The 24474-nt window shown below is 56.5% G+C and carries 38 protein-coding genes and 1 pseudogene; 29 read left to right on the plus strand and 10 right to left on the minus strand.

Annotated features, from left to right (window positions below; translation table 11 throughout):
- Positions 1–433: 433 nt before the first annotated feature.
- Both umuC and umuD read right to left on the minus strand, forming a co-directional pair.
- Positions 434–1699, minus strand: a complete 1266-nt coding sequence (gene umuC / locus MPHASIOC01_RS09565; RefSeq protein ID WP_353614473.1) for a translesion error-prone DNA polymerase V subunit UmuC — start codon at positions 1697–1699, stop codon at positions 434–436.
- Positions 1699–2130 carry a translesion error-prone DNA polymerase V autoproteolytic subunit gene (umuD, locus tag MPHASIOC01_RS09570; RefSeq protein WP_353614474.1) on the minus strand — a complete coding sequence of 144 codons (432 nt, stop codon included), beginning with the start codon at positions 2128–2130 and terminating at the stop codon, positions 1699–1701. Before umuD ends, umuC begins: the two co-directional genes overlap by 1 nt.
- A gap of 259 nt (positions 2131–2389) precedes the next feature.
- Between umuD and MPHASIOC01_RS09575 the strand changes: the two genes are divergently transcribed.
- The 5 genes from MPHASIOC01_RS09575 (at position 2390) to MPHASIOC01_RS09595 (ending at position 5370) form a co-directional block, all read left to right on the plus strand.
- Positions 2390–3346: a plasmid segregation protein ParM gene (locus MPHASIOC01_RS09575; RefSeq protein WP_353614475.1), complete on the plus strand. Its 957-nt coding sequence runs from the start codon at positions 2390–2392 to the stop codon at positions 3344–3346.
- The gene (locus MPHASIOC01_RS09580; protein WP_353614476.1) at positions 3346–3750 is read left to right on the plus strand and encodes a plasmid partitioning/stability family protein; all 405 of its coding nucleotides are present in this window, start codon (positions 3346–3348) and stop codon (positions 3748–3750) included. The genes MPHASIOC01_RS09575 and MPHASIOC01_RS09580 overlap by 1 nt, the downstream gene beginning before the upstream one ends.
- The gene (locus MPHASIOC01_RS09585) at positions 3747–4019 is read left to right on the plus strand and encodes a hypothetical protein (RefSeq protein WP_353614477.1); all 273 of its coding nucleotides are present in this window, start codon (positions 3747–3749) and stop codon (positions 4017–4019) included. Before MPHASIOC01_RS09580 ends, MPHASIOC01_RS09585 begins: the two co-directional genes overlap by 4 nt.
- 347 nt (positions 4020–4366) lie before the next feature.
- On the plus strand, positions 4367–4645 hold the full coding sequence (locus tag MPHASIOC01_RS09590; protein ID WP_353614478.1) for a hypothetical protein: 279 nt from the start codon (positions 4367–4369) through the stop codon (positions 4643–4645).
- Complete coding sequence (locus tag MPHASIOC01_RS09595) at positions 4645–5370, plus strand: N-6 DNA methylase (RefSeq protein WP_353614479.1); 726 nt, start codon at positions 4645–4647, stop codon at positions 5368–5370. Before MPHASIOC01_RS09590 ends, MPHASIOC01_RS09595 begins: the two co-directional genes overlap by 1 nt.
- A gap of 119 nt (positions 5371–5489) precedes the next feature.
- Here MPHASIOC01_RS09595 and MPHASIOC01_RS09600 read toward each other — a convergent pair whose 3' ends face one another.
- Entirely contained in the window at positions 5490–5765 is a 276-nt protein-coding gene (locus MPHASIOC01_RS09600) for a hypothetical protein (RefSeq protein ID WP_353614480.1), read from the minus strand.
- 293 nt (positions 5766–6058) lie between these two features.
- On the opposite strand from MPHASIOC01_RS09600, the gene MPHASIOC01_RS09605 reads away from it, so the two are divergent.
- Entirely contained in the window at positions 6059–6541 is a 483-nt protein-coding gene (locus MPHASIOC01_RS09605) for an RES domain-containing protein (RefSeq protein WP_353614481.1), read from the plus strand.
- Positions 6542–6752: 211 nt separating this feature from the next.
- Here the strand turns inward: MPHASIOC01_RS09605 and MPHASIOC01_RS09610 are convergent, their stop codons facing one another.
- The gene (locus tag MPHASIOC01_RS09610; protein WP_353614362.1) at positions 6753–7196 is read right to left on the minus strand and encodes a hypothetical protein; all 444 of its coding nucleotides are present in this window, start codon (positions 7194–7196) and stop codon (positions 6753–6755) included.
- Positions 7197–7558: 362 nt separating this feature from the next.
- Between MPHASIOC01_RS09610 and MPHASIOC01_RS09615 the strand changes: the two genes are divergently transcribed.
- The 3 genes from MPHASIOC01_RS09615 to MPHASIOC01_RS09625 all read left to right on the plus strand — a co-directional run bounded on the left by MPHASIOC01_RS09615 (position 7559) and on the right by MPHASIOC01_RS09625 (position 8732).
- The gene (locus tag MPHASIOC01_RS09615) at positions 7559–8041 is read left to right on the plus strand and encodes a hypothetical protein (RefSeq protein ID WP_353614482.1); all 483 of its coding nucleotides are present in this window, start codon (positions 7559–7561) and stop codon (positions 8039–8041) included.
- 173 nt (positions 8042–8214) lie between these two features.
- A complete protein-coding gene (locus tag MPHASIOC01_RS09620; RefSeq protein ID WP_353614483.1) occupies positions 8215–8403 on the plus strand; it encodes a hypothetical protein in 189 nt (62 codons plus the stop codon).
- Between the two features lie 110 nt (positions 8404–8513).
- Entirely contained in the window at positions 8514–8732 is a 219-nt protein-coding gene (locus MPHASIOC01_RS09625) for a hypothetical protein (RefSeq protein WP_353614484.1), read from the plus strand.
- A 191-nt stretch (positions 8733–8923) separates the two neighbouring features.
- Here the strand turns inward: MPHASIOC01_RS09625 and MPHASIOC01_RS09630 are convergent, their stop codons facing one another.
- The 5 genes from MPHASIOC01_RS09630 to MPHASIOC01_RS09650 all read right to left on the minus strand — a co-directional run bounded on the left by MPHASIOC01_RS09630 (position 8924) and on the right by MPHASIOC01_RS09650 (position 11002).
- The gene (locus MPHASIOC01_RS09630) at positions 8924–9427 is read right to left on the minus strand and encodes a hypothetical protein (protein WP_353614485.1); all 504 of its coding nucleotides are present in this window, start codon (positions 9425–9427) and stop codon (positions 8924–8926) included.
- A 124-nt stretch (positions 9428–9551) separates the two neighbouring features.
- Positions 9552–10016 (minus strand): hypothetical protein, encoded by a 465-nt coding sequence (locus MPHASIOC01_RS09635; RefSeq protein ID WP_353614486.1) that lies wholly within the window; start codon positions 10014–10016, stop codon positions 9552–9554.
- 61 nt (positions 10017–10077) lie between these two features.
- Positions 10078–10359, minus strand: a complete 282-nt coding sequence (locus MPHASIOC01_RS09640) for a hypothetical protein (RefSeq protein ID WP_353614487.1) — start codon at positions 10357–10359, stop codon at positions 10078–10080.
- Between the two features lie 48 nt (positions 10360–10407).
- A complete protein-coding gene (locus MPHASIOC01_RS09645; protein WP_353614488.1) occupies positions 10408–10692 on the minus strand; it encodes a helix-turn-helix transcriptional regulator in 285 nt (94 codons plus the stop codon).
- A complete protein-coding gene (locus tag MPHASIOC01_RS09650; RefSeq protein ID WP_353614489.1) occupies positions 10682–11002 on the minus strand; it encodes a type II toxin-antitoxin system RelE/ParE family toxin in 321 nt (106 codons plus the stop codon). Before MPHASIOC01_RS09650 ends, MPHASIOC01_RS09645 begins: the two co-directional genes overlap by 11 nt.
- Positions 11003–11509: 507 nt before the next feature.
- Here MPHASIOC01_RS09650 and MPHASIOC01_RS09655 point away from each other — a divergent pair.
- The 8 genes from MPHASIOC01_RS09655 (at position 11510) to MPHASIOC01_RS09690 (ending at position 16096) form a co-directional block, all read left to right on the plus strand.
- Positions 11510–12193, plus strand: a complete 684-nt coding sequence (locus tag MPHASIOC01_RS09655; protein ID WP_353614490.1) for a DNA methylase — start codon at positions 11510–11512, stop codon at positions 12191–12193.
- Positions 12193–12414 carry a hypothetical protein gene (locus MPHASIOC01_RS09660; RefSeq protein WP_353614491.1) on the plus strand — a complete coding sequence of 74 codons (222 nt, stop codon included), beginning with the start codon at positions 12193–12195 and terminating at the stop codon, positions 12412–12414. Before MPHASIOC01_RS09655 ends, MPHASIOC01_RS09660 begins: the two co-directional genes overlap by 1 nt.
- 44 nt (positions 12415–12458) lie before the next feature.
- Entirely contained in the window at positions 12459–12878 is a 420-nt protein-coding gene (locus MPHASIOC01_RS09665) for a DUF1380 family protein (protein WP_353614492.1), read from the plus strand.
- Between the two features lie 315 nt (positions 12879–13193).
- On the plus strand, positions 13194–14108 hold the full coding sequence (locus tag MPHASIOC01_RS09670) for a DUF1281 domain-containing protein (RefSeq protein ID WP_353614493.1): 915 nt from the start codon (positions 13194–13196) through the stop codon (positions 14106–14108).
- A gap of 60 nt (positions 14109–14168) precedes the next feature.
- Positions 14169–14402, plus strand: a complete 234-nt coding sequence (locus tag MPHASIOC01_RS09675) for a hypothetical protein (RefSeq protein ID WP_353614368.1) — start codon at positions 14169–14171, stop codon at positions 14400–14402.
- A 337-nt stretch (positions 14403–14739) separates the two neighbouring features.
- Positions 14740–15168, plus strand: a complete 429-nt coding sequence (locus MPHASIOC01_RS09680) for an antirestriction protein (RefSeq protein ID WP_353614494.1) — start codon at positions 14740–14742, stop codon at positions 15166–15168.
- A gap of 55 nt (positions 15169–15223) precedes the next feature.
- Complete coding sequence (locus MPHASIOC01_RS09685; RefSeq protein ID WP_353614495.1) at positions 15224–15646, plus strand: DUF1380 family protein; 423 nt, start codon at positions 15224–15226, stop codon at positions 15644–15646.
- Positions 15647–15700: 54 nt separating this feature from the next.
- Positions 15701–16096 carry a hypothetical protein gene (locus MPHASIOC01_RS09690; RefSeq protein ID WP_353614496.1) on the plus strand — a complete coding sequence of 132 codons (396 nt, stop codon included), beginning with the start codon at positions 15701–15703 and terminating at the stop codon, positions 16094–16096.
- A 291-nt stretch (positions 16097–16387) separates the two neighbouring features.
- Here MPHASIOC01_RS09690 and MPHASIOC01_RS09695 read toward each other — a convergent pair whose 3' ends face one another.
- Entirely contained in the window at positions 16388–16681 is a 294-nt protein-coding gene (locus tag MPHASIOC01_RS09695; RefSeq protein ID WP_353614497.1) for a hypothetical protein, read from the minus strand.
- A gap of 309 nt (positions 16682–16990) precedes the next feature.
- On the opposite strand from MPHASIOC01_RS09695, the gene ssb reads away from it, so the two are divergent.
- The 12 genes and pseudogenes from ssb (at position 16991) to MPHASIOC01_RS09755 (ending at position 23981) form a co-directional block, all read left to right on the plus strand.
- The gene (gene ssb / locus MPHASIOC01_RS09700; protein WP_353614498.1) at positions 16991–17467 is read left to right on the plus strand and encodes a single-stranded DNA-binding protein; all 477 of its coding nucleotides are present in this window, start codon (positions 16991–16993) and stop codon (positions 17465–17467) included.
- Positions 17468–17527: 60 nt separating this feature from the next.
- A complete protein-coding gene (locus MPHASIOC01_RS09705; RefSeq protein WP_353614499.1) occupies positions 17528–17752 on the plus strand; it encodes a DUF905 family protein in 225 nt (74 codons plus the stop codon).
- Between the two features lie 64 nt (positions 17753–17816).
- Complete coding sequence (locus tag MPHASIOC01_RS09710) at positions 17817–19796, plus strand: ParB/RepB/Spo0J family partition protein (RefSeq protein ID WP_353614500.1); 1980 nt, start codon at positions 17817–17819, stop codon at positions 19794–19796.
- Positions 19797–19839: 43 nt separating this feature from the next.
- Complete coding sequence (gene psiB, locus MPHASIOC01_RS09715; protein WP_353614501.1) at positions 19840–20265, plus strand: conjugation system SOS inhibitor PsiB; 426 nt, start codon at positions 19840–19842, stop codon at positions 20263–20265.
- Entirely contained in the window at positions 20262–20993 is a 732-nt protein-coding gene (locus tag MPHASIOC01_RS09720) for a plasmid SOS inhibition protein A (RefSeq protein WP_353614502.1), read from the plus strand. Before psiB ends, MPHASIOC01_RS09720 begins: the two co-directional genes overlap by 4 nt.
- A complete protein-coding gene (locus MPHASIOC01_RS09725) occupies positions 20990–21157 on the plus strand; it encodes a hypothetical protein (RefSeq protein ID WP_353614503.1) in 168 nt (55 codons plus the stop codon). Before MPHASIOC01_RS09720 ends, MPHASIOC01_RS09725 begins: the two co-directional genes overlap by 4 nt.
- 203 nt (positions 21158–21360) lie before the next feature.
- Positions 21361–21510 (plus strand): annotated as a pseudogene (locus tag MPHASIOC01_RS09730) (DUF5431 family protein); the annotation flags it as partial.
- Positions 21458–21577, plus strand: coding sequence for a type I toxin-antitoxin system Hok family toxin (locus MPHASIOC01_RS09735; RefSeq protein ID WP_353614913.1), 120 nt, complete (start codon positions 21458–21460; stop codon positions 21575–21577). The pseudogene MPHASIOC01_RS09730 and the gene MPHASIOC01_RS09735, both read left to right, overlap by 53 nt.
- A 781-nt stretch (positions 21578–22358) precedes the next feature.
- Positions 22359–22721, plus strand: a complete 363-nt coding sequence (locus tag MPHASIOC01_RS09740) for a hypothetical protein (RefSeq protein ID WP_353614382.1) — start codon at positions 22359–22361, stop codon at positions 22719–22721.
- A gap of 89 nt (positions 22722–22810) precedes the next feature.
- Positions 22811–23023, plus strand: a complete 213-nt coding sequence (locus MPHASIOC01_RS09745) for a hypothetical protein (protein ID WP_353614996.1) — start codon at positions 22811–22813, stop codon at positions 23021–23023.
- 10 nt (positions 23024–23033) lie between these two features.
- Positions 23034–23570 carry a hypothetical protein gene (locus tag MPHASIOC01_RS09750; protein WP_353614383.1) on the plus strand — a complete coding sequence of 179 codons (537 nt, stop codon included), beginning with the start codon at positions 23034–23036 and terminating at the stop codon, positions 23568–23570.
- A gap of 51 nt (positions 23571–23621) precedes the next feature.
- Positions 23622–23981: a hypothetical protein gene (locus MPHASIOC01_RS09755; RefSeq protein ID WP_353614384.1), complete on the plus strand. Its 360-nt coding sequence runs from the start codon at positions 23622–23624 to the stop codon at positions 23979–23981.
- Positions 23982–24474 lie beyond the last annotated feature (493 nt).

Consider the following 24474-nt stretch of genomic DNA (forward strand, 5'->3'; position numbering starts at 1 on the left):
TATTCACCCATAATGGCATCGTCTGCACAAATTGCAATAAATAATCGAGAGTTATCAACAGGTGAATAAGTAAACTGAGAAGTTGATGTGTTTCCCATAACTAGTTGATGCATTTCCCATAGTTACTTGACGTCAATCCCACTTCAAGTAGTGGTATTTCCCACAGAGAGTTGACCTGTTGCCCATAAAGGGAGAGGTGTATCCCACTAATACCAAGGGACAGGCGTGGGCTAAAAAGCTTAAAAAGCATAAAAGACCTGTAAAATGATCTTAAAAAGATCCTCTGTGAATATGTGCAGAAACTGGGAAATTTGGCATCAGGAGCGTAAGCAGAATATATCTGTCGGGGGTTACCTGGTGCTTCCTCGGCATGACAGACTGCGCTAGTCATGCCTTGCGGCGAGCACTGCCTTCTTTTTCAGCCAGGTCACAATTATCTCAGCATGGCCACAGGAATATCTGACCAGCGGGTCATCCAGGACGGGGATAACTGTTCCCGTTTCATCTGCCAGTCAGGCTGTATCCCTTTGCCCGCAAACCCAATCTGCCCCAGCCCAGACTGGTTTATATGGTCAATCACCTGCATCAGCTTTTCACTGCCTGCCCGGGGCTGACTCTCGTCAAACAGGTTGAGCTGGACAACCCCGCCGGGGCTTAAATCATTGAGCATCACACCGGCTGCAGCATAACGGTGTCCCGGGACCCAAATCCGCGCCAGAGAAGCCGTGGCGGCACGGATGATATCCCGGGTATCCCGGGTGGGGACGGACAATGGTTCGCCCGCCTGGTTGCTGTAATACACCTCACCCGGCGTGTACGGAGACGTCCGGATGAACACACCCACGTAGCGGCAGTACTGGCCATCCTGGCGCAGTTTCTCTGCTGCCCGTTCAGCATACTGACAGACGGCCTGATGCAGGGCCTCTTCGTCCGTGATACGGGCACCAAAGGACCGGCTGCTGATAATCTGCTGCCGGGGGGGAGGCGCCTCCTCCATGGAGATACAGGCTTCACCATTCAGTTCCCTGACGGTTCTCTCCAGCACCACACTGAAATGCTTCCTGATAAACGCCGTTGGCGTTCTGGCCAGCTCCAGCGCAGTGGTGATGCCCAGTTGTGTCAGCTTTTTCGCGGTCCGCCTTCCGACCCCCCAGACTTCCTCCGCCGGCTGCCGGGCCAGCAGTTTTTCCGTTCTGGCCCGGGAGGTCACGGCCAGTACGCCCCGGAACTGGGGCCATTCCTTTGAGGCCCACTGGGCGGATTTGGCCAGGGTTTTTGTCAGGCCGATACCGACCCCCACGGTCAGGCCGGTATGTTGCAGAACGGCAGCGCGCAGTGCCCTGCCAAAGTCTTCCGGAGCCTGACAGGCACGGATACCGGACAGGTTCAGAAAGCACTCATCAATGGAGTACCGTTCAACGCCGGCGGCCAGACTCTCCATCACCGAGACCACCCTGCCGGTCAGGACATGGTACAGGGCATAATTACTGGAGAACGCGTAAATCTTCTCCGGAAAAGACTGCTCCCGGACCCGGAACCAGGGTTCGCCCATCCGCACATATTTTTTGGCGGACCGGCTGCGGGCAATCACACAGCCATCGTTATTACTGAGGATCACGATGGGTTTTCCGCGCAGGTCCGGACGGAACACCTCTTCACAGGAGGCATAGCAGCTGTTGATATCGGCCAGGGCAAACATCAGCGGCGCGCCCGTGTGCGGTGTATGAAGTGGGTGACCACCCCAAAAATGACCAGCTGTTCCGGATCAGGATATATCACCGGCCAGGCGGGATTCATGGGCTGCAGGGCCAGACGCGGGCGTAACAGCAGACATTTGACCGTGAATTCACCCTCAGTTTCGGCAATCACCACATCGCCGTGCCGGGCCTGCAGGGATCTGTCCACGACCAGCAGGTCACCGTCATGGATGCCCATGTCCTGCATACTGCTGCCGGACGCCCGGACAAAGTAGGTGGCTGAAGGGTGCCGGATGCAGTAGTCATTCAGATCCAGCTCCGCCTCAACATAGTCCGTCGCGGGTGACGGAAATCCGGCCGGACACCGTTCAAGGAAAAGTGGCAGAGAAAGCCCGGTGGAGCCGGTGGCGGGAGACAACACGGTCAGGGACATAATGAATCCTCGTAATACTGTTTATTTATACAGTATATTCCGGTGCTCAGGGATGGCAATACCCTTTTTATTTATCTCATATTTATCTCTATATGGTCTCTTTCGGTTATTGCTTTCTTCAATCAATGTCTTTCTTATCCCTAAAATATCTCAAATATTTCTCAATAAACTGTTTATTACTGTGCATTCAGTCAGTATAATTGTTTTTGTTCTCTTATTTATCTCATATATGTCTCTTATTTAGTCAGGTAAACACACCATGAAAATTTTCATTGATGACGGATCGACCAATATCAAACTGCAGTGGGAAGAGGAGGGCGTGGCCCGGCAGGCCATCAGTCCGAACAGCTTCAAACGGGAATGGGGCGTGGCCTTCGGGAGCGAGCCGGTGTTCAATTACACCCTGAACGGCGAAAATTACAGTTTCGACCCCATCAGCCCGGAAGCCCTGATCACCACCCGTATCGACTGGCAGTACAGTGACGTGAATGTGGTGGCGGTACACCATGCCCTGCTGAAAACGGGGCTGGCACCTCAGCCCGTGGATATCGTGGTGACCCTGCCCCTGACCGAGTTCTACAACCACGACAATCAGCCGGACCAGGCGAAAATCGCCAGAAAGCAGGCCAGCCTGATGCGCCCGGTCACCCTGAATGGCGGGGAAACCTTCACGGTACGCAGCGTGCAGGTCATGCCGGAGTCCATCCCGGCCGGATACCGGGTACTGAAGGAGATGGATGACCTGGACTCCCTGCTCATCATTGACCTCGGTGGAACCACCCTGGACATTTCCCATGTCCGGGCGAAAATGCGCGGGATTTCCCGGATTTATGGCAGTTCCTCACTGGGCGTGTCCCTGATGACCGGGGCCGTGACGGAGGCCCTGAGTACGGCACGCACGAAAGTGAGCAGCTGGATGGCCGATGTGTTCATCATTAACCGTCATGACGATGACTTTCTGCGCCAGCGCATTAATGACGTGTCGTGCCTGGAGAGTGTGAAAGCGGCGATTTCCGCCTCACAAAACCGCCTGATTAACCGGGTGACTGATGCGGTAAACACCTTCAGCGGGTATTCTCATGTTATGGTAATTGGCGGCGGGGCAGAGCTTATCGCCGGAGCGGTCAGGGAACACTGTGGCCTGCGTGATGACCGGTTCATCATGAGTGAGTCATCCCAGTTCGACCTGGTCAGTGGCATGTATGCAATTGGTTAATGATGAATATGGACACGCGACGCAAGATCAACTTTTATCTCAATCCGGAACGCAATGAAGCAGACCGCTATGTCTGCGAAGTGATTGACAGTCTGCCCCAGGGAGAGCGCGGACAGGTCTGGCGCGCGGCCATGCTGGCCGGTTTTGCCCTGCGCAAGCAGGACAGCCGGCTGCCAAACCTGCTGGCAGAGCTGCTGACGGCGGAGACTTCGTTTGCGGATATCATCCAGCTGATGCGGGCGGTGTTCCCGGAAGAAATGGCCCGGACAGGCTGGTCTGTGCCGGCCGGCCCGGAGGCTACGGCACCACAGACTCCTCCGGTGCCCTCCGTGGAAGATGAAACCCGTGACAACGCCCGGCAGATGTTCGGTCAGGCGGTGCCGGGAGGGAACAGGAAAGCATGAAGATAACTTCCGTGATGAAACAGCGCCTGATGTCAGCCGTCAGTACCGTTCTGGTCCGGTGGGGTGTTCCCCGGAACCAGATGGATGAGCGGATTAAAAAAGTGGGCCGGGGCTTCCTGCTGGTTTCCATTCTGTTTGTGGTGCCGTGCGCGGTATGGACAGACAGTCTGTCGTCGCTGGTGAAGATTGTCCTGCAGCTGGGGTTTGCACTGTGCATGTTCGCCGGTGTACTGCTGGCATTCGATGACGGGAAGCTGCCCCCGCGCTGAGTGGTGAGCCCTGCGAAAGACCTGCCTCCCGGCAGGTTTTTTTTGCCCGGTGGTCAGCCGGCTGCGCCGGCGCACCGGGTGTGATGACGTCCCGCCCTGCGGTCGTGCCGGGCTGAAGCCGGTTCCCCTGTCTGCCGCTGATATCCCGCCGTTCCTGTCACCGCGCAGGAGCCTGGCACCCGGTCACCCCCCGTCAAAGGCCGTTTCACTGAAGGACTGCACCCGGTCCCTCCGGGCTGCGGCTTTGCCCTTCTCCTGTGACGGTGTGTTTTTCCCGGTCGCCCATTCCTGCTGATGCGGCGAAGGAACTCGGGGAAACATCATCTTAATCATGCAGGAGAAACAACATGCTTCAGAACAACGTCAACACCGCAGCAAAAGAATCTGAGGAATCATCTCTCACGGACAGTCAGATACAGGACCTGTTCAGCTGGGTGGTGCACAACACAGTGCCGGAGGGGCAGCCGGACGATTTTATCCCGACAGAAGGTCTGCAGGAACTGACGTCATTCACGGCAGAGGGGCCGGATTTCATCAGTGTCTGGCTGGATGAGACGGGCTGGCCCGTGGCCGCCACGGCTCCCATGGACGCGTTTGTCCGCGTGATGCACAGGGAGGCGTGCTGATGAGGGCGCAACATCAGATAACCGGGCTGTCCCCGACCATGGCCCGGGCGGAATTCCTGCGGGTGTTTGAGCGCACGGCGCGCCACCACGGGCGCTGGCAGGTCTTTCATGACTTTGTCACGCTGGCCGCCAGTGATCTGGATATGGCCCGGGTCTGCACGGCCGACAGCCGGGCCAGGATGGCGGCCCTCTGCGGGACGTATTCCCCGGCGGAACAGGCCGCGCTGCAGCAGCTGTTCTGTCTGATGACGGACGCCCTGTCCGGGGGCTTTCAGGATTTTCTCGGCAGTGTGTTCATGGAACTGGAGCTGGGCAATGACCGGGGCGGCCAGTTTTTCACGCCCTGGAGTGTGTCACGGATGATGGCCGGTCTGCTGGTACCCCGGCTGAAGGAGGCGCTGGCCCGTGAGCCCTTTGTGTCAGTGACTGAACCGGCCTGCGGGGCAGGGGGGCTGATGATTGCGTATGCGGCAGCCCTGGCGGAGGCGGGCTTTAACCCGGCGACACAGCTTCTTGTCAGTTGCACGGACATCGATGCTGTGGCGGCGGACATGGCATTCATTCAGTTGAGTTTGCTGGGCATGGCGGCGCGGGTTGACACCGGCAACACGCTGGCCGGGACAGTGACCCGCACCCGGTACACGCCGGTGTGGTATCTGGAAGGGTGGAATGACCGCCTGAAGACCCGGGCGATGCTGCAGGCATTCCGGTCCCTGATGACCTGACGAATTTGTCCGCTCCCACAGTAGATTATCTGCACTGAGTCAGCGTAAAAAGCACTGACCCGGTGCTTTCAACGGGAGACTGAAAGTCTGCTGTGAGCGACAAGAGGACTTAGTCAATTTTAGGGCTGTTTTTTTCGTAATAGAAAAACTGCGGCTGCCGTCAAAATGCCTATCAACGGCATCGTGCCAGCACCTGCTAAAAAGTTACGCTGATCTATCCGATTATCTGTACGAATGTTAGAAAGACGCGCCAGTGCGCTTTTTTTCGAAGTAGCACTAACCTCTTCAAATTGCTTTTCATAGCCCTGATTAATTAGTTTAAGAGCCTGGTTTTCTTCCGAACGTTCTAACACAACTATCTGTTTACCTTTTTGATAGAACTGGTAGTCAGGCATCTGGTCGTCCTTACAGTGAAAATTGATGAGGTGCTTCAGCTCTCAAGTTTAGCTATCTATAAAAAACCCGTTTTCTCTAAGCAGGTCAACACAAATATTATTCGCAATGTCTGCTCTTGGCACTCAGCGGGCAAGCTAACAAAACTGCAGGTCCGCTGTGAGCGAACTATAGTCATTCGCACCTTACGATAGTCTCGTCTATATTAACGATCGCATTCAGGGCTGGCAGGTAAAACAGACGCGTGACTCGCTATTGAGATGGTAAATTTTTTTGAAGATAATTGAGGAGATATATGGGCCGGGCCGATTATTTAACAGATATCAATGGAATTTTTTATCGGGCGATAGATCCTGCTTATCGGAACTTTTCTTTATCGGGGTCCAGGGCGCCGGGCCGTTACTCAGACAGTAATCAACCCACGCTGTACCTCAGTTCATCGCCGGAAGGCGTAGAAGCAGCCATGAAATCCCACAGTGGCAGCAGGAGTGCCAACCTTGAAATAGTCAAAGTAAGGGTTATCACTGAGAAAATTTTTGATTTAAGAAATGCAGAGGCATTACTGGCGGCAGATATTGATCTTAATGATGCCATTGCGCCATGGCAGGAAATTGTGCATGAGGGCGGCATTCCCAAGTCTTGGAAATTGCGTAATCGCCTCGAGTCACTTGGCATAAATGGTTTAATAGACCCTTCCCGAAAAGCACCGGGTCTTTGGCATTTAGTTCTTTTTTCCTGGAATCAGAACAGTACATCTCATGCATATATTCTTGAATGAACAAATGAGATTGACATCCTTGCAAAGGTTAAGTGTAGGTACAGAGGGTATGTAACCCTCAGGGTTCGAATGACTATATCTGGCACTAATCGGACAAGCTAACTGAGGTCCGCTGTGAGCGAAAAGCGGAAGTTGGCACTCTGGTTCCCACAAGAGTGGCCACTGAAACAGTCGCAATTCACTTTGCTGACTTTGGTTTGTGACAAATGAGTCAGTGGATACTGAAATGAACAAGGTATCTGCCATATTGTGCTTCAATGACAAACTCTTCGTGCAGAGAGCCATACCACACTGGTGGGCTGGTGATAAGAGTAAAGAACTCTGCAATACCGGTCATTTCATTGAGAGCATCTGCAAAATTGGCGAGAAGGTTCTGCTTGAGTGAGGAGGGCAGAAGTTGCATGTCCTCATGCTCAAAGAACCATAAAGCCACTCTCTCCATAAATATTTTTTGAGAGCATGCTTGAAGTTGTGGGTGCCAGTATGCGGACGGAAACTTATCTGTGATGGATGAGTGATACATCGCCAAAGACGTCAGCATGCTGTCACTTTCCTCAAGTCTAATCACAAAATAGTCAGATACGCGGTTTGCCGCATCATTCATACAGCCTACAGCCAGCATAAATCCTGTGAGTCGTTCCGCATATTTATCCATTTTTCCTCTCTAAGCGCGTTGCCCTATCTGAATTCACATATCTGGAGTAACGTTTCAGGACATTACAGCATGTCTGCAGGTGTCCATGTTAAACAACGCGAGGGGATAGTAAAACCTTGAACCGCCCCAAATGACCAAGACAAACTGCTGTAACAACTTCCTCTTTTGGCACTCAGCGGATATTAAGTAAATAAAGCCACCAGGTTTGTTCTGAGCAAAAAAGAGGTACGCATATGCTGAGAATCACATTCCGGGTGCTTCAGAACCCATAACAAGGATGTCGCTTTGCTCCCCGTTAGATTGCTGGTCTGGTTGATTAATGCTAATGTACACATACATTAGCATTAACAGGGCTTCAGCTTATGCGGGATGAAACGAAAAAAGCCATGCGGTTGTTTCTCGGTGGCAGATGTTACACGGTGGCGAACCTCGAAAGGGATTACCTGGCCGAAGTGGCCGGGTACAGTGACGATCGCTGGGAAGCGCCGCAGCGTGCTGCACGCCTGGCGGCGGCGGTAAAACGTTACAAGACCTCTGAAATGTTGCGCTTTATTTTTGCCACCATCGCCTACGATCCCGACCCGGACTTAACTCCGCTGGCCGTGAAGCGGTTATGTAATGCCCTGTTCGGCAGAACGGGGAGCCAGTGGCTGATTGTGGAAGTGTTCGGGGAGAAGGGGAGGCAACACCGCAGTGCCGACAGCCACCCGGAGGCCGTGGAAAAAATAGCCGCCAGATATCGGCGTGATGCCGGTCTGCACTGGTCGGCAACGCTGGCCGAGATTGAGCGGGTAAAGCGGCTGTATCAGGCGGGAATTCGGGCTTCCAGAGAGGAAGAGGGCTAACCACCCTGTTATTAATGCTAATGTACGCATACATTAGCATTAATACTGCTTTTAAATATGCCTTTTGAGGAGTTTCCCTGGTGACTATATCGTCTGGGTCGAGACTTCGGTTAACTTCCGGTAAAACCGAATACCGTTGAACGGTATAAAAAAACGCCTGGCAATCATTCTCTATGAAAATCAACCTCACTAGCTTAAAATTTAAGGAACTACCAGAAACGGTAATTCCTTCGCTTAAACACCTCCATGAACCCATTGAACGCATGAAATTAAATGATGAAGAACAAAAAATATGGGAGAAATTATTACGTGAGCATATTAAAACCACGCAGCGCTGCTCTGGTGATGAGTATATGAAATAATATTGCCGCTTATTTCGTCCCGCCCTGGACGTTCAGGTTTTTCTGTCCAGTTCTGCTGGTAGCGGGAGAACTGGCCTGATATTATTGGGTAATAACGACAGGAGGTAGACATGACATTTTTTCTTATTATTGCGTTTGCTCTGATAGTCGTCGGTAGGCTTCTGCTGCGAAAGAGCCTGAATAAACTCCACAATGAGTATTACCGCCGTGCTGACGAGCGGGGATGTGCTGAACGTTATGAATCCATCGTTCGCCTTTACAACTCCAGAGATCCCCGCGTTTTAGAAACTGCTTATATGGAAGCCATTTCCTGCACTAAGGCCGCTTAAGCGGCCTTTTTTACGGTGTAGCTTATGTGCGTATCACCTGTGGAAACTTATAGCCCTGAAGCTGATCTGCTCTCGGTATTTCATACCAGGGTATATTGTCTTCTCGTGCCTGCGTTAACGCAACCATATTACTGTTTCTTAGTCAGGCGACTTCAATAGTGCCGCAACTGAAAACCAGGCTCCGGGAAAAATTATGAACCCTCTTTTTCCCTCTTAGCATTACCGCCAGAATCACAGACTTCACTTTTCAGGTGTTTTAAGCCGGTAGACACCTTTCCACCATGAATCGAAAGAAATACCATCATCACAGCGCATAAACGTGCCGTTACGCTTGGGTGTGACAGTAAGATAACCTCTATTTTTCCCGCAGGTCTTATAAAAAAATCTTTTGCTTTAATGAAATTTTCAGCGCCAATAATTGAGGGGGATGTTAAATCCTTAGCCAACCATGTAGGGTAACTTTCCGCATTAACCCATATCAGGCGATCAATGAATGAAAAGATTACACATGCAAGGCCAATAGCCCAGAGTGTATTAATAAATAATCTTAAAACCCTAAGAGCAAAATATTTTGAGCGCTGCAACGGTGAGACTATAAAAGGCAATGATATGATGGCAGTAGTTACTACTGCACAGGAAAGTAAAGTGTATAACACTGCCCATGATTTTAAATATGCAGAAAATGCCACCATCATTGAAAGAACTATAACTATTGGCACGCAGATTTTTATGTTTTTTATTTTTATTTAATAAGTCCTAATTAAATCCATCTATTGTTTAACGCCATTTTATTATGTAATAAATGGCGTGTATTTAAAATTATTCATTATTTGCAATGATGATAATACCACCGAACATACAAAATATTATAATAGCTATAGTACATAATACGAGTGCAAGATCAGTTGGTGTTTCGTCTGGTGTGTTACAGAATATAGATATAAATACCCCAAGCAAGAAAACAAGAGAAAGACCAAATTTTGTACACAAAACACAAAATGTATTGTGTTCTTCAGTGCCGTCTTTTGTTTTTAAAATACAGAAAATCATATACCAAAAAATAATAATTAACACGGATGTTAGAACTGATATGAAAATTCTAAATGCATGGTTGTAACTTATTTGCAACCAGAATCCTCCCTTACCAATTAAATACATACCACCGAAGAAAAGAGCGACTGCACTTGTTACAAGGAATACAAAAGCAATACCTTTCATAAGGATAATTAAAACGTCCCTCATTACTGATATTTCTGTGTCTGTAACGCTATGAGTAGTTTTCATTTTTTAAACTCCATGAGACTCAGAAGGGAAGTTGCTGTATGCGCTGTCATATCACTATTCATTATTCTGGCGACTTCAGTAGTGGGACACATTCACGATCTGTGATTTGTATAAATTCTTCTCTCTGCTTTTCAATTTTCCGTCTTAATTCAAAATCTGCATATCTGTTTTTTTTGTGGGTATCTGTATCTATCTGCGAGACGAGTTCAAACCACAATGAACGCACCCCCCATGCGGCGTTATGATACATTTCCGCAACGCCTTTTGAGTCTGTATTAACCGCTTCGTTCATATAGTCATTTATACGTTCAGCGGTAATTTTTGTTATTTCATCATAATTCATGAATTACTCCCTGAATGACGGGAAGTCATCCCGCCGTCGGTTTACAGACTAGCCCATGACGATTTTGATACTGGCACCGCAGGCCGCAGCATATCTTTCCAGTGTTGAGATACTGGCTTTGCTGGCATTTCTTTCCAGTTTACTGACGGCTGGCTGCGTAATGCCCATACGTTCAGCTACCTGAGTGCTGTTAATGCCAGCTCTGCGCCGCAGGTCAGCAAGCAGTTCCTGTAGCTCTTCTTCCTTCTTTTCTGCGAGATAAGTGGCCATTACATCCGGGTTCTGTAATGCTTTTGCTTTTACATCTTCAAAGGAAATACCTTTAACTTTCATCTGTCAGTTCCTCCAGTCTTTGCAGTGCCAGGGCTATCTCTGCCGGTGGTGTCCTGGGCGTCTTTTTGACAAACGTTCGCAGGATATAAATTTTTCTTCCCTTAGCAAAGGCGAAAAAAGTCCGTGTAATGTCTTTCTTTCCCGCCCGTAACTCAAAAAGACCGTCCTGAATGATATCCGTATGCGGATACCTTAACTGGTTGCCCTGTAACTCCAGCTTATCCAGTGCGGCTAACGCCTTACCCTGAATCACACTGTCCAGGTCGAGTATTTCCTGTTGTGCTTCCGGGTGAAAAATCAGTTCAAACACGTTGCGGCCCCTTTCCTGTGCGGCATCGCATCAGATGGTCGTTCCATGTGCACAATCATAACCTACAGGTTATTATAACTCAAAGGTTATTTACAACCTTTGGGTTATTCACAGGAAAATGAAATGTTCCGGATACTGCGCGGAGTAGGGGCGGGTGTCGGGAAACTATCTGTAAAACCGAATACCGGCAAACGGCATAAAAAACCGCCTGGCGGCGGGATCTCCACTGCCCGTAGCCATCGTGCCCCGTCAGGCGGTCACGGGGCGGGCGGCTTTTATGGCTCATGTCTGTCGCCCCGGCTATTTTGCGCCATCCCTTCGCGGTCTGATGATCGCCCTTCAAGCTGCTTTCGCGGCATATCCTCGCCGCCATTAAAGACTGACGGCTGCGGTATTCCACGGTCAGCCTGACCCGTTGCCTGACGGTGCCTTGAGGCTCCGGGCAGCAGGGAACGGGCATCGTGGCGATGCCCTCCTGACGCCCCCTGTCACCGGAGGAGTACCGTTATGTCCCGTTTTGTCCTGGGTAACTGCGTCCAGATCATGTCCGGCTTTCCGGATAACGCTGTCGATTTCATCCTGACTGACCCGCCGTATCTTGTCGGTTTCCGCGACCGTTCCGGGCGTTCCATTGCCGGGGATACCACGGATGAATGGCTGCAACCGGCCTGCCACGAAATGTACCGCGTACTTAAACGCGATGCCCTGATGGTCAGTTTCTACGGCTGGAACCGGGTGGACCGGTTCGTGAATGCCTGGAAAGCGGCCGGATTCAGTGTCGTCGGCCACCTGGTATTCGCCAAAACTTACGCCTCAAATGCGTCCTGGCTGGGCTACACCCATGAGTGTGCCTATCTGCTGGCGAAGGGACGGCCCCGTAAACCCCTCAAACCGCTGGGTGATGTGCTGCCCTGGCAGTACACGGGCAACCGGCATCACCCGACAGAAAAACCGGTGGCCAGTCTGCAACCCCTGATTGAATCCTTTACCGCGCCAGGGGGCATTGTCCTCGACCCGTTTGCCGGGTCCGGCTCCACCTGTGTGGCGGCGGCCCGGGCCGGGCGGCGTTATATCGGCATAGAACTGCTGCCGCAGTACCACGCTGCCGGACTGCAACGCCTGGCGGCCGTCCGACGCGCCCTGCACCTGCCGGCGGCCAATGACGACTGGCACCACCCGGAGGCCGCCTGATGAATTACACCGGTCATGAGGACCTGCGCGCCGCCGTGGCGGCGCTGACAAACAGCATGTGTGACCTGCGTGACACCCTGAATGGTCTGGAAAGACAGTACCGCTATGACGCACCCGCCCTGACGGACCGGCTGGCAGGACAGACCCTGCGCCGGATTAACACCCTGTATCTGGCGGCATACCAGGAAGCCCTGGAGCTGGACGAGAGTTTTAAAGACTGACACCCGGGCCGGATTAACCGGCCTTCATGAATGAGGAAATACCGATGTTTGGAACCCGCGAAGAACTGTGCCATGAACTGGAAAGAATGTTTACCCCGGATGAACCGTTGCTGCTGCTTGTCTGGACACCCGGATCGGTGGAGGCCGCCTGTGACCCGGAAGAAGAAAGGGTGAGCGATGAAGAACTGCCGGCACTGATGGCCGCCCTGGGGGATATCCCCATGGACACGTACCAGGAAGCGGGGCTCACCCGGGAAGACGTGCGCCGGCTGCTGCGCTCGATGCGCGTGGCGTCCCGCCGGCAGGTGACGGTCCCGGCGGCGCTGCTGAACCGTGTCATTGACTGGGCCGTCCGTGAGGTGACGGCCCGGGAAAGCCAGTGTTTTGAGGCCGGTCAGCCGGTGCCCTGCTCAGTTGCCCTGCTGGGTGAGGACCTCCGGACCCTGAAAGCGCGGGCCGCATGACCCCCGGCCCCGGGTATCCGGGGCCATTTCATTAAGGACCGGTGCGGCACACCGCACCGCCATACCTCCGTCCCCGGCGTTGCCGGAAACGGCCGGGTTTCACCGCCGTGCCTTCACGGTAGCCCGGCGGCCTCGTCTGCAAGGGTTCGCTGTCGCCATTCTCCTCACCCGTTCCCGCCGTTCACGGTGCGTTCAGCCCGCTCACGGCGCGCGTGCGGCTTCCGGGAATGCCCCTGCTTCCTCAGCTTTTCGCCGGGCTTTTGTGGCGGCACGGCGATGGCCGTACACGAGCAACCTTAACTGAGGAGTCACATTATGCCGAACTGGTGTGCCAACCGGCTTTTGATCACCGCCCCGGATCTGTCCGGAATTCATGCCCTTGTCCGTGGTACGCAGACCCCGTGGTATGCGCAGGCTGTCGGGGAGGGAAGACAATTTTTTGCGGCCGGCTGTGCCGGTATCCTCCGTCCGGTTGAACCGGTAAACCGTGCGCCTTACCCCGCGTTATGCACGACACGCCCCGGTCAGGACACGCCGGAAAACCGGGCTTACAGTGACTGGCTGACCCTGCTGATGAACGGGGCTGAACTCACCCGTGACCGGTGCGGACACCTGCATGACCTGTGGCTGGGCAGTGGGCTGGCTGCCCGTCACTGGGAAAGCCTGTCCGGGGAGGAACAGGTGGAGGTGGAACGCCTGTTTCGGAACAAACGCCACGACTGGGGCACAGCCGGGGATACGAAGGTGGAGCTCTGGTGGAACAACCGGTGCCGGAATACGCCGCAGGCTGAGGGGCAGGTGATGGACATGCTGTTGTTACTGCCGACCCGGCTGGATGTGGAAGTGAACGGTTTTAACGGCAAACTGCTGGACGGGGTGCCCTCCGGGTATGACTGGTACAGCACCCGTTACGGTATTAAATGGCCGTGCGGATTCGAGGCCGGTATCACAGAGGTCAGCGGGAACTGTCTTCAGGTGGATTTCGACACGCCGTGGTGTCCGCCGTCAGGGGCGGTGCTCGCCGCCCTCAGTGCGCAGTATGGCTGCACCGTGAAGCACTGGTATGCGGAATGTGGCTGCGACTTCTGCGGTTTCAGTGAATATTCGGGCGGTGAACTCACGGAGTGGCTGGAAGACGCGCTGGAGTGGGGCGACGAAGATGAGGACGGCGGCTGTGATGTGTGCGGGCCGGACTGGCTGGTCGGGAATGTGGCGCATTTTGGCGGCTGATTAACAGGACGCACGGGCGGGGTGCCTGCCCGTGCGGGAGAACAGAATAAGGAGCAAACGATGAATGATATGACTGTGGGCGGGCTGATCCGCCGTCTTCAGCGCTGGCCGGAAGAGGCGCTGTGCTGCGGCACATTCTGGCTGGCTGATGATTTTCTGGCACTGGATGAGACACTCACGCCCGAAGAAATTGCCTGTGCGATGGACATTGCCACCGACCGGCATGACGCCAGTGTGGGGTTTAACTGGGATCACCTCGCTGCCGCCATTGCAGAAATGAAAGGGGAGGACTGACCGGCCGGGCAGGGACGCCTGCCGGTTTCACGCAATAAGGAAGTCGCCGGCTCCGCTTCTCTGCCGGCGCCACCCTCCGGGCAGCACCGGGGAACTGTCAGCCTCCGTGCGGTGACGGCCTTAGCCGTGCCGTTACTTTAGCCCGGCCACTGCGGCTGCAAGGGTTCGCTGTCGCCGACATCCTCACCCGTTCCCCCCGTAAACGGCGCATTCAGCCCGTTTACGGCGCGCATGCGGCTTCCGGTGTCGCCCCTGCATCCTCCGCTTTTCGCCGGGCTGGCGTTCCGTCACGGCTCAGGCCGGAACTGTTATCCCCTTTAACCGTGGAGGAAAAACCATGACCACAGCACAGGCTACTGACAACGTATTGCTCACCGGGGCACAGCGCCTCACTTTTTTGCCGGATTTGTTTGGCAGCGATTTCATGCTGTCGGAGGCGTCCGTGTACGGCTATGCGCAACGTTTTTGCCCGGACTATCCGGGTGGATTCTGGCAGTTTTATCGTCTGCCGGACGGCGGCGGCTATATGGCACCGGATGTGGACACCCTGACATTCTGCAACACGGATAACGGGTTTGAGCAGACCGTGAGCGGGGACGTGGCGGGGATCATCCTGACTGCGCTTGTCCTGAATCACCGGAGCTGGCACCACAGCCACCATGACCGTGAGGAGCTGTGCCGCCACTTCTGCCGCCGCTATGAACAACTGATGGCATTTGCTGACACGCACCCGGATGCCGCCGTTATCTGGCGTGCGCTGGACTGACATTCGCACGGGCGGCACGGCCGCCCGTATTCCCGGCAGAACACAGGAAAACACCATGTACGGAACCGTTAACGATATTTGTGAACAACTGCACCAGCGCTACAAATCCGATGAACTCATGACGCTGATTATCTGGACGAAAGAGGACGTGCTCAGTGTGCTGGATAACGCACGGATCACCGACGAAACCGCCGACGAAATTTTGCAGCAAATTGACGGGCTCGATTCGCAGCACGAATACGGCGTGAGCCTGGAAACGCTCCAGGCTGTACTGGATAACATCGGCGAGGAAGAGAAGCAGGCCCGCGAAGCGACGGTGCCCGCCGCCGCACTCGAAATTGCGCTCAGGGTGGCGTGGGATTTTATGCGCCTTGAGGACGCACAGAGCGGCAAGGGGGCGGCCGCGCGGCTGTATCCGCACGAAACACAGGCGCTTTTACGTGTCAGCGCCGCGCTGAAAGCGCAGACAGACGAATAACAGCCCAGCGACAGCGCGGGGGTGGCGTAGCCACCCCCGATAAGGAGCCAAAAAATGTACGGAACCGTCAGCCAGCTTTACCACCGCCTGAAAACCGAATTTCAGGGCGAGGAAAAAATCACGCTCATCATCTGGCGTAAAGAGGATGTGATGAAGGTACTCCATGACGAGCACCTCACGGAGGAAACCGCCGCCGAAATCGTGTGCGACATCTCGACATGGGACAGGGATGCACAGCACGAAGCTGGCGTGGGCGCTGAAACCGTCCGGTTTATCGCCAGTGCCGTCCGGCACGCCGCAGCACGCCGTAACCGGCCAGTGACCGTTTCTGCCAGCGACCTGGAAATACTGGCTGAAGCCGCAGGCCGGCTGCTTGAAACCGGCGGAGATGATGATCCGCGCGCCATTGAAGAAGCGCTCAGTCGTGCCTGGGAGGCCATTAACCCGTAAACGCCGGGAGCAGGGCAGGGAAGCCCGACGCCCTTTCTGGCCCGGGCGAAAACACCGCCGCCTGCGGCGGCAGAACGGCAGAAGACGCGCCTGGCGGCGCGCTTCACGCCGTACTGCTGGTTCATACTGCTTGCCTGAGTTCAGGGAAAATAAAACCAGGTCGTTGAGATGAGAACATCGTTGATATCAAAAACGGCAATGCTTTCAACCGGAGAGGGTGACTGACATGCCAGACCTCTTATTTTTTGAATTAATATGTTTTCTATTAGCATTAATATTCATTAATGAGAGTTATTTAATAACACCTTTTTCAGGCCGCGCCAGTTTAACAGCTAAAGATCCTTTGCCCCGGGCGTCCGGGCGGCTGTCATGCTTCGCACAGAGCCAGCGGGGCTGTCTCTGCCCGGGCCCGTTCCGGGCCAGCGGGTTTCCATCCTGACGCAACACCGGCTTGCAGTGTCCGTTAACGGACACGCCGCCCTGTCGCGCCGGGGGCGGCGCTTCCTGCAGCCCGGTACTGCCAGGCTGTAAGGCGCAACGCCGTTTCGCTGCCGCGCGCCGTCGTTGCGGTGTCTGCCTGCTCATTCCCTGCCCGTGACCGTCACTCCCGTGTGAGTCCCTTCGCCCGGGCTGAGACAGCCACAACCCGTCTGGCTGTCCAGGGTAAATAAACGGCCACGAAACTTTTTTGCAGGCAAAAAACTGTCGTGTCCGCCCCGGACATCTGCACCGGGCAGTGCCGGTTTACGCCCTCGCGGCGAGGGTTCTCAAACGGGTGACAGCAGTCACCACCGGCGGGAAACATCAGCCGGCAGACACAAAACGTCAACACCGCGGACTCCGGAAACTCAACGGGTGACGGGGTGTTAAAACCACAACAGAGGGGGATTTATCATGGCATCACGGGGCATCAACAAAGTGATTCTGGTCGGGAATCTGGGGCAGGACCCGGACGTGCGTTACATGCCGAACGGCGGGGCCGTGGCCAACCTGACGCTGGCCACTTCAGAGTCCTGGCGGGACAAACAGTCCGGGGAGCTGCGTGAGCAGACCGAATGGCACCGGGTGGTGCTGTTCGGAAAACTGGCCGAAGTGGCCGGGGAATACCTGCGCAAAGGCGCACAGGTTTACATCGAGGGCCGGATGCGTACCCGTAAATGGCAGGACCAGAGCGGTGCAGAGCATTACACCACGGAAGTGGTGGTGAATACCGGCGGCACGATGCAGATGCTGGGTGCCCGTCCGGCACCTGCCGGGCAGACCGGCAGGAAAGGCCGTCAGGACGCGACCCCGGCTCCCCAGTCTGCCACGGACATTCCTCCGGCAAACCCGGCAGATTTCCCGCCTTTTGATGATGAGGTGCCCTTTTAATTTCCCTTTTTCCGGCCCTGCCTGGCAGGGCCTTCACTGACACAGAACACGGAGAAAAATATGTCCTTTCCCCACCTGCCGGACGGTGAGTTTACCCGTCAACAGGCCGAAGCCCTCACGGAACGGTTTCATAACGTCACGATTGAAGATGATCAGCGCAGCCATTTTCGCCTGGTGGTGCGTGACCGTGACGGTGTGCTTGTCTGGCGCGCCTGGAATTTTGAAGCCGGTGCCGGGGTCATGCTGAACCGCTATATCAGCCGCTACGGCGTGGCAAAACAGTAATCAGAAGGTGCCGGACGCAGCCACGTCCGGCATGAACAGTCATTAACACAGCGAGGTATTAATCATGTCCGTCACAGAGTCTGCCGTAAAAAACCCCCGGAAAGCAAACAGGAAGCAGCCTGATGCCGCACAACGGGCGGCGCTGGATGAAGCCGTCAGTGCGGCTGAAACACGTCTGGTGCCGCTGTCAGCCCTGCGTCCGTCACCGCTGAATGTGCGCACCCTGCCATACAGCGTGGACAGTATCCGGGGGCTGGCGGAGTCCGTTGCCACCACCGGTCTGCTGCAGAACCTGACCGTCCATGCCCTCCCGGACGGATTGTATGGCGTGGCAGCCGGGGGGCGTCGTCTCAGTGCCCTGCAACTGCTGCGTGAAGCGGGGCGTATCAGCCCGGATTATCCGGTGGCGGTAAAAGTGATCCCGGAAGCTCTGGCAACGGTGGCCTCCGTTGCGGAGAACGAACAACGGGCGGCAATGCACCCGGCTGAGCAGATAACCGGGTTCCGCACACTGGCAGAGCAGGGGCAGACGCCGGAGCAGATCGGGGCGGCACTGGGGTTCGGGGTGCGCCATGTCCGGCGCATGCTGAAACTTGCCGGACTGGCGCCCTCACTGCTGGCCCTGCTGGCTGAAAACAAACTGACCGTGGAACAGGGCCAGGCACTGTGTCTGGAAAGTGATCCGGTTCGCCAGATGGAGATTTACGCGAACGTCACCGCACAGTGGTCAGGCGCACCGGTGCATGCCCTGAAACGCGCGGTGACGGATACCGAAATATCCGTCACCCATGCCGTGTTCCGGTTTGTCGGTCGGGAGACTTACGAAGCCGCCGGGGGCAGGGTGCGTGAAGACCTGTTCAGTGCCGAAGAGGGGGACGGTACGGCAGACAGTGGGCTGGTTTTCCGCCTGTTTCAGGAAAAGCTGGACGGGCTGGCCCGGGACATTCAGCAGCAGGAGGGCTGGGCGTGGAGTCTGGGCAGAAATGACCCTGTCCGGCAACACGGCGAAGACCGGGAAACCTTCCTTGTCCAGGAGGCCCCGGCCCCGGTGTACACCCGGCATGAACAGGGACGACTGGATGAACTGCAGGCGCGTTACAGCACCTTTGACACAGAGTGTGATGAAGCGGCTGAACTGGCGGCAGAGATTCTGGCACTGGAAGAAGCCGGTGAAATCTGTGCCTGGCCGGAAGCGGTGAAGGCGGTGTCCGGGGTGGTGGTCAGCATGTTGTCTGACGGGGAAATCAGGATCCAGCGTGGCATTCGTCGCCGGGCCGACATGACGGAAGAGGAAAACAGCCGCCCGGTGGCGTCAGTGCTCAGTACCCGCCAGCCCGATGCCGCAGAAGGGGTCAGTGTGCCGTTGCTGACAAAAATGTCCTCGGAACGGACGCTGGCTGTTCAGGCCGCGCTGATGCAGCAGCCGGAAAAAGCGGTGGCACTGATGACCTGGCGGTTGTGTACCAGTGTGTTCGGCGGGTATGTGTCCACCGCACATCCGTTCCGGCTCAGTGTGACTGTGTCACACGGTAACCTGACCGCAGAAGCCCCGTCCGGGAAGAACGGCGCGGCATACCAGGCGCTCATGGCAGAAAAACACAGTCTGGAAAACCTGTTACCGGCTGGCTGGGAAAAGGACTTCACCACCTTCTTCACCCTTGACGGCAGTGTGCTGATGGCGCTGCTGGCCTTCTGTACCGCCTGTTCCGTGGACGGGGTTCAGACCCGTGACTGCGGTCATACCTCGCGCAGTAACCTTGACCCGCTGGAAAACGCCATCGGGTTCCACCTGCGTGACTGGTGGCAGCCCGGGGCGGAGAGTTATTTCCGCTCCCTGAAACACAGCCAGATTGTGGATGTGCTGAATGAGGCCGGGATGACCGGGGCCGCCCGGGATGCGGAGAAGATGAAAAAAGGGGAGGCGGCAGACCTGGCGGAAAGCGTGATGGCTGGCACCCGCTGGGTACCGGCCTGGCTCTGTGCGGCGGATCCCACGGCCCGTCCGCGCAGCACTGACACTGACACCCCGGCACACGCCGCCTGATGATGCAGACCGCCCCGGGAGGGGCGGTCATAAGGAGAACCCCATGTATTCCCTGACCGACCTGAATAATTTTTCTGCCTGTGATTTTGAAGCCATCCGTGAAAGCGGCGAGGTGACCCGCCAGTCCCTGACCAGCGATGTGCTGGCGACCATTATGATCCCGGAAGGGTGGACGGTTATCCCGGAATGCCGGGGTGAATTTGGCGGGCTGTTCCCGGTCCAGTGCCGGTTCTCACCGGTCGATAACCCGGCGGTGGTGGTGTGCCTGTGCAGCCCCGGCGAACTGAGCGGAACCTGGTTGCTGCTGCTGGCTTCGCCGGACGGCAGTGTGCTGCGCCCGCTGATGTCCGGTGAACAGCTTGAACCGCTGCTCACCGCGCAGTGGCTGGCGCGGGTGGCCTCCCTCTGCCGGTTCGGCTGTACCCCCCGCACGGTGGCCTCCCTGCTGGATGAGGAGGTGGTCGCATGATCCCCGTCAACCGTTCACTGACCTCCCTGCATCCTGCCCGGCAGGCGGCCCTGCAGGCCATTACCCGGGTTGAAGAAGACCGGCAGGCCGGGAACCGGCTGCCTGAACATCCGTATGCCCGGACTTTCCTGCGCCTGCTGACCGGGTCGGGCAGACTCAATGCCACCAACGCCCGGGCCATTCCCGGCCTGGTCTGGTCTCCCCGCAACGGGCAGGGAACCCTGAAAGAGGTGGAAAGCGCCCTGGATGAGCTGCTCGCTTCGCAGGGCGAACACTGCCCGCTGCCGCTCCCCCTCGCGGTCGCCAGTGCGCTGTTCCCGGATGTGGCGTTCCGCAAACGTACCCGCCTGGAGCGTCAGGCCGGACTGAAACGGCACAAGGCCTGCCGCCAGGAAGATAACCGCATGGCGCAGGCCGCCCTGCAGCAACAGAACCTGGTCAGTCAGGCCCGGACTGAACTGAATTTTCATTCCCCGGACACCGTGGGGGCCTGGTATGAACGCTGGCAGGATGACCTGAATGAGCGGGAACTGTCCGGGCTGTTTACTGCGTGGTGCAGCCGGTTCGCATCACTGGCTGACGTGGCCTGGCTGGAGCAGGCCGGGGATCCACTCTGGAGCCGGTTACTCGCCGTGCGGGAAATCGTGGCTGCTTCATCCGTCCGGGTGCGCATGGCTGAACGCTGGCAGGTGCCCAACAAACTGACGTTCAGGCGGGAGGCCGCATGAAGAAAGTGAACCCGTGGCGGGAAGAACTGGCACTGGCCCGGCGGCACCGCCGCTATCTGACGAACGTGGTGAACCGGCTGACCGGCTCAATGACATTGTGGCCAGCCGTTATCCGGGGATGCTGCCGCCACGGGTCTGACTGTTGTCAGTGTAACCCGTTGTAAAAAGATAAAAAAAGGAATGACTGCCCGGTGTTTTGGGGCGGTTTTTCCTGGTCGGTCAGGGTAAAGGGCGGTATAATGGCGGTGGCGCTTGAGGCTTTTTGCCTCATGACGTTTCAGGTGGTTTGTGCCGTTGTTGTGAGGCAGAAAGAAGAAAAGCCCCGTAGGAAGTTAATTTTATTAACCAACCACACGAGGCCATCTGCTTGACTAGACACCAACAGAATAGCCTCTTAGCTGCCGTAAGGCAAGGAGAAGAAGGCCATGAAACTGCCACGAAGTACCCTGATCTGGTGCGTATTAATTGTGTGTCTCACACTGTTGATATTCACTTTCCTGACCCGGAAATCGCTCTGCGAAATACGGTACAGGGACATGAACAGGGAGGTGGCGGCTTTTATGGCTTACGAACCCGCTAAGTAGCCAACCCCGGCGGGGGGAAACCCCGCCATTCAGGGGCTGATGATGTCCTGTTCTGCCACAAGTGCCTTATGAAGGGGTTGCCGGCTCGCTGGCAGCCCCTTTTTCCTGCCTGCAGCACGGCGGGAAACCCCTGGCCCCTGCGGGGCCGGAAAAACCCGGATGCGCCTGCGGCGCTTCCCCGGCTCCTCCCTGTCTGTGTCGTCTTCCCGGGTATTCTGTGCCGGTGCGCGGTTTGTCACTGGCTACGGCGTCGGGGCTTTCTGTTGTTATTCCTGCTGTTGTTATTCCTGTTCGTCATTTTCCTGTTGTGGCGGGGGCATCCCGGTCTGTGACACCGGGCGTCCGGGCGGGCTGTCATGCTCCGCACAGAGCCAGCGATGCTGTCTCTGCCCGGCCCCTCCGGGGCGGCGGGTTTCCATCCCTGACGCAGTGGCCACACCCTGTCGCTCACACCGGCTGGCGCCGGCGTCGCTTTCACTGCCCGGCGAAGAAGCCGCCGGGCGCTGAGGACGACACGCCCTGGCGTGTCGGGTGCGTTCATCCTGTTTCCGCCCCCCGGGTGGCCACTCACGTCAGTGCCTTACGCGGAGGGCTTTGTGTAGCACCGTCGCGTCGTCATCCAAGGGGTATATAAACTCCGCCAACAGTTTTTGCCCGAACGGCCGGACAAAAACTGTTGTCTCCGCCCCTTTCCTTCCTCCTTGCGCCGTCGCTACCCCGCCCTTTGCCGCGAAAGGTCCCGACGAGAGATGGCTTAACCCCCAGAGAAGGAGACACCAGGATGAACACACACAACGTCAACACCGCCGCTCAGGAGCCCTCGGAAAGATGGGGGGTAAAACCGTACAGACCCGCAGGGACCGAAACCGGTTATCTCATTCTGATGGCGGCAGGGAAGAAAGGCACCGCAGACGAGGATATGGATGTTTATGAGTTCCGGTCTGTCGCGCAGCTGAAAGCCTTCAGAAAGCGCTGGCCAGAGAAAATGTGTGAGCAGTATGCCTACCTGCTCAGTGCCGGTACTGACCGCCACGGGCACCATGTGGCGGTGGCGACGGGAAAGCACTTCCGCCCGTTCCTGCGTGAGATTAAACGGGCCGGGGTGGACATTTTCCCCCGGAAAACGCCGGACGCCGGGCATTAAAAAAGCAGGGTTGCCCCTGCTTCCTTAATCCGGATTCAGTGAGCCCTCACTGGTTCCGGGTTCATCAATCACTCACAAGGAGTACACCGATGAATTTCGACCCGCAAATCGTCTCACAGGCGAAAGCGTTTGTAAATGATCTCCATGCCGGGAAACCGGCCCGGGTTCCCCGTATGCCGTTCGCGCAGTGGCAGGTGTTTATGACCACGGTACAGGCCGAACAGGCTCACGCCATGGCAACCCTGCGCCCGGCATGGCGCGCGTTTATATCCACCCTCCCGGCCAGCCCGGTCATTCACTGAGGAAAACAGAATGGACGCATTACAGCGAAAATCGCTCTCCGGCCTGTGGCTGGTGAACCTGGAGAACGGCGCACGGGGCATCATTCTGAACGGGGTGGCCGTCACCGGCTGCCGCGACCAGGACGGCGCACCGGCGGTGACGCAGACGGGCGAAAATCTGGCGACGGCACTGGGGCTGATGCTCTGCTCTGTCAGCTGGAAAACCCCGCCACTGATGCAGTGGGAATGGTCAGACATTGCCGAAGACATGGCCCGTTGTGTGACGCTCACGGAGAGCCAGCGCCGGGATGTCACCGTGATCCACTCCCGGCTGTCGGGTGGCGAAGCCATACACTTTACCGGTCATGACGTGCTGAGTGGGGCAAATAAAAACCTCTGGTTTCCGGTGCCGCAGGAAGCAGACCTCTTTGAGTGGGTGGAGCACATCATGGTGATGAACCACCAGGCGGAGAACGTTACCAGCATGGAACCCCGAATCCATGGCGGGAGCTACACCGACTACCAGGTACGTTACAACGCGAACCTTCCCGGCCTGAAACAGGCCTGATAACCCCGGCGACCCTGCACCGGCAGGGCCGCCGCTTCAGGAGAACATGACATGACACAGAAACAGCATGATGCGGTGTGCCTTTGCCCTGGCGACATGGCACCGGAAGAAATCCCTGCCCGTGTACTGGAAGCGATCGCCGGGCGCGCTGAAGGGCGTGAAATCCCCCTGCGTATTGACGGAAACAGTGACCGGGCCGGGCTGGCTGCGCAGGCGCTGTGGCAGTATGCCGGAATGACCGGGCTGGCACAGGACGGTGAAACGGTCTGGACCGTGATGATCGACTTTCTGGCGAATATGATGCACCTGGCCGCCGAACTGGACATGATCACCCCGGAAAATAGTCTCTTTAACGACATCGTGGAAGCGGCAGACTTTCATTATTCAGCAGAAGACGGGAGCGAAAGCTGACCGGTGCCGGACTGCGGCCCGGTACGCCGGGCACGGTCTGTGCGCCCGAAAGGCCTGCAGCTCCCTGCGGGAGCCGGGAGACAGGGGGCCTGCGGCCCCCCGCATTCCCGTCCGCGTGTGTTATCCCTGACTGGAGACCGGGCAGGGTGTCTGCCAGTTCTGTCTGTCAGTGTCCTGGCTGTCCGGCGGGATTTTTATCTTTCTGTCGTGGTGATGGTGTGTCACGCATGGTCGGTGACACCGGGCGTCCGGGCGGGCTGTCATGCTCCGCACAGAGCCAGCGGTGCTGTCTCTGCCCGGCCCCTCCGGGGCAGCGGGTTTCCATCCCTGACGCAGGGGCCACACCCTGTCGCTCACACCGGCTGACGCCGGCGTCGCTTTCACTGCCCGGCGAAGAAGCCGCCGGGCGCTGAGGACGACACGCCCTGGCGTGTCGGGTGTGTTCATCCTGTTTCTGCCCCCGGGTGGCCACTCACGTCAGTGCCTTACGCGG

It is taken from the genome of Mangrovibacter phragmitis, from assembly GCF_040429585.1.
Classification (GTDB): domain Bacteria; phylum Pseudomonadota; class Gammaproteobacteria; order Enterobacterales; family Enterobacteriaceae; genus Mangrovibacter; species Mangrovibacter phragmitis.

What these genes read in the sequence shown, in the direction of transcription:
- MPHASIOC01_RS09745 (WP_353614996.1), top strand. Translation starts at nt 22,811, where the DNA reads ATGAATTTCGACCCGCAAATCGTCTCACAGGCGAAAGCGTTTGTAAAT.
- MPHASIOC01_RS09635 (WP_353614486.1), bottom strand. Translation starts at nt 10,016, where the DNA reads ATGAAAACTACTCATAGCGTTACAGACACAGAAATATCAGTAATGAGG.
- ssb (WP_353614498.1), top strand. Translation starts at nt 16,991, where the DNA reads ATGGCATCACGGGGCATCAACAAAGTGATTCTGGTCGGGAATCTGGGG.
- MPHASIOC01_RS09675 (WP_353614368.1), top strand. Translation starts at nt 14,169, where the DNA reads ATGAATGATATGACTGTGGGCGGGCTGATCCGCCGTCTTCAGCGCTGG.
- MPHASIOC01_RS09605 (WP_353614481.1), top strand. Translation starts at nt 6,059, where the DNA reads ATGGGCCGGGCCGATTATTTAACAGATATCAATGGAATTTTTTATCGG.
- MPHASIOC01_RS09665 (WP_353614492.1), top strand. Translation starts at nt 12,459, where the DNA reads ATGTTTGGAACCCGCGAAGAACTGTGCCATGAACTGGAAAGAATGTTT.
- MPHASIOC01_RS09625 (WP_353614484.1), top strand. Translation starts at nt 8,514, where the DNA reads ATGACATTTTTTCTTATTATTGCGTTTGCTCTGATAGTCGTCGGTAGG.
- MPHASIOC01_RS09660 (WP_353614491.1), top strand. Translation starts at nt 12,193, where the DNA reads ATGAATTACACCGGTCATGAGGACCTGCGCGCCGCCGTGGCGGCGCTG.
- MPHASIOC01_RS09690 (WP_353614496.1), top strand. Translation starts at nt 15,701, where the DNA reads ATGTACGGAACCGTCAGCCAGCTTTACCACCGCCTGAAAACCGAATTT.
- MPHASIOC01_RS09630 (WP_353614485.1), bottom strand. Translation starts at nt 9,427, where the DNA reads ATGATGGTGGCATTTTCTGCATATTTAAAATCATGGGCAGTGTTATAC.
- MPHASIOC01_RS09695 (WP_353614497.1), bottom strand. Translation starts at nt 16,681, where the DNA reads ATGAGCAGGCAGACACCGCAACGACGGCGCGCGGCAGCGAAACGGCGT.
- MPHASIOC01_RS09670 (WP_353614493.1), top strand. Translation starts at nt 13,194, where the DNA reads ATGCCGAACTGGTGTGCCAACCGGCTTTTGATCACCGCCCCGGATCTG.
- MPHASIOC01_RS09655 (WP_353614490.1), top strand. Translation starts at nt 11,510, where the DNA reads ATGTCCCGTTTTGTCCTGGGTAACTGCGTCCAGATCATGTCCGGCTTT.
- MPHASIOC01_RS09705 (WP_353614499.1), top strand. Translation starts at nt 17,528, where the DNA reads ATGTCCTTTCCCCACCTGCCGGACGGTGAGTTTACCCGTCAACAGGCC.
- MPHASIOC01_RS09740 (WP_353614382.1), top strand. Translation starts at nt 22,359, where the DNA reads ATGAACACACACAACGTCAACACCGCCGCTCAGGAGCCCTCGGAAAGA.
- MPHASIOC01_RS09640 (WP_353614487.1), bottom strand. Translation starts at nt 10,359, where the DNA reads ATGAATTATGATGAAATAACAAAAATTACCGCTGAACGTATAAATGAC.
- MPHASIOC01_RS09595 (WP_353614479.1), top strand. Translation starts at nt 4,645, where the DNA reads ATGAGGGCGCAACATCAGATAACCGGGCTGTCCCCGACCATGGCCCGG.
- MPHASIOC01_RS09755 (WP_353614384.1), top strand. Translation starts at nt 23,622, where the DNA reads ATGACACAGAAACAGCATGATGCGGTGTGCCTTTGCCCTGGCGACATG.
- MPHASIOC01_RS09720 (WP_353614502.1), top strand. Translation starts at nt 20,262, where the DNA reads ATGATCCCCGTCAACCGTTCACTGACCTCCCTGCATCCTGCCCGGCAG.
- MPHASIOC01_RS09710 (WP_353614500.1), top strand. Translation starts at nt 17,817, where the DNA reads ATGTCCGTCACAGAGTCTGCCGTAAAAAACCCCCGGAAAGCAAACAGG.
- MPHASIOC01_RS09575 (WP_353614475.1), top strand. Translation starts at nt 2,390, where the DNA reads ATGAAAATTTTCATTGATGACGGATCGACCAATATCAAACTGCAGTGG.
- MPHASIOC01_RS09615 (WP_353614482.1), top strand. Translation starts at nt 7,559, where the DNA reads ATGCGGGATGAAACGAAAAAAGCCATGCGGTTGTTTCTCGGTGGCAGA.
- MPHASIOC01_RS09585 (WP_353614477.1), top strand. Translation starts at nt 3,747, where the DNA reads ATGAAGATAACTTCCGTGATGAAACAGCGCCTGATGTCAGCCGTCAGT.
- MPHASIOC01_RS09610 (WP_353614362.1), bottom strand. Translation starts at nt 7,196, where the DNA reads ATGGATAAATATGCGGAACGACTCACAGGATTTATGCTGGCTGTAGGC.
- MPHASIOC01_RS09590 (WP_353614478.1), top strand. Translation starts at nt 4,367, where the DNA reads ATGCTTCAGAACAACGTCAACACCGCAGCAAAAGAATCTGAGGAATCA.
- MPHASIOC01_RS09600 (WP_353614480.1), bottom strand. Translation starts at nt 5,765, where the DNA reads ATGCCTGACTACCAGTTCTATCAAAAAGGTAAACAGATAGTTGTGTTA.
- MPHASIOC01_RS09725 (WP_353614503.1), top strand. Translation starts at nt 20,990, where the DNA reads ATGAAGAAAGTGAACCCGTGGCGGGAAGAACTGGCACTGGCCCGGCGG.
- MPHASIOC01_RS09685 (WP_353614495.1), top strand. Translation starts at nt 15,224, where the DNA reads ATGTACGGAACCGTTAACGATATTTGTGAACAACTGCACCAGCGCTAC.
- psiB (WP_353614501.1), top strand. Translation starts at nt 19,840, where the DNA reads ATGTATTCCCTGACCGACCTGAATAATTTTTCTGCCTGTGATTTTGAA.
- umuD (WP_353614474.1), bottom strand. Translation starts at nt 2,130, where the DNA reads ATGTCCCTGACCGTGTTGTCTCCCGCCACCGGCTCCACCGGGCTTTCT.
- umuC (WP_353614473.1), bottom strand. Translation starts at nt 1,699, where the DNA reads ATGTTTGCCCTGGCCGATATCAACAGCTGCTATGCCTCCTGTGAAGAG.
- MPHASIOC01_RS09580 (WP_353614476.1), top strand. Translation starts at nt 3,346, where the DNA reads ATGATGAATATGGACACGCGACGCAAGATCAACTTTTATCTCAATCCG.
- MPHASIOC01_RS09680 (WP_353614494.1), top strand. Translation starts at nt 14,740, where the DNA reads ATGACCACAGCACAGGCTACTGACAACGTATTGCTCACCGGGGCACAG.
- MPHASIOC01_RS09750 (WP_353614383.1), top strand. Translation starts at nt 23,034, where the DNA reads ATGGACGCATTACAGCGAAAATCGCTCTCCGGCCTGTGGCTGGTGAAC.
- MPHASIOC01_RS09645 (WP_353614488.1), bottom strand. Translation starts at nt 10,692, where the DNA reads ATGAAAGTTAAAGGTATTTCCTTTGAAGATGTAAAAGCAAAAGCATTA.
- MPHASIOC01_RS09620 (WP_353614483.1), top strand. Translation starts at nt 8,215, where the DNA reads ATGAAAATCAACCTCACTAGCTTAAAATTTAAGGAACTACCAGAAACG.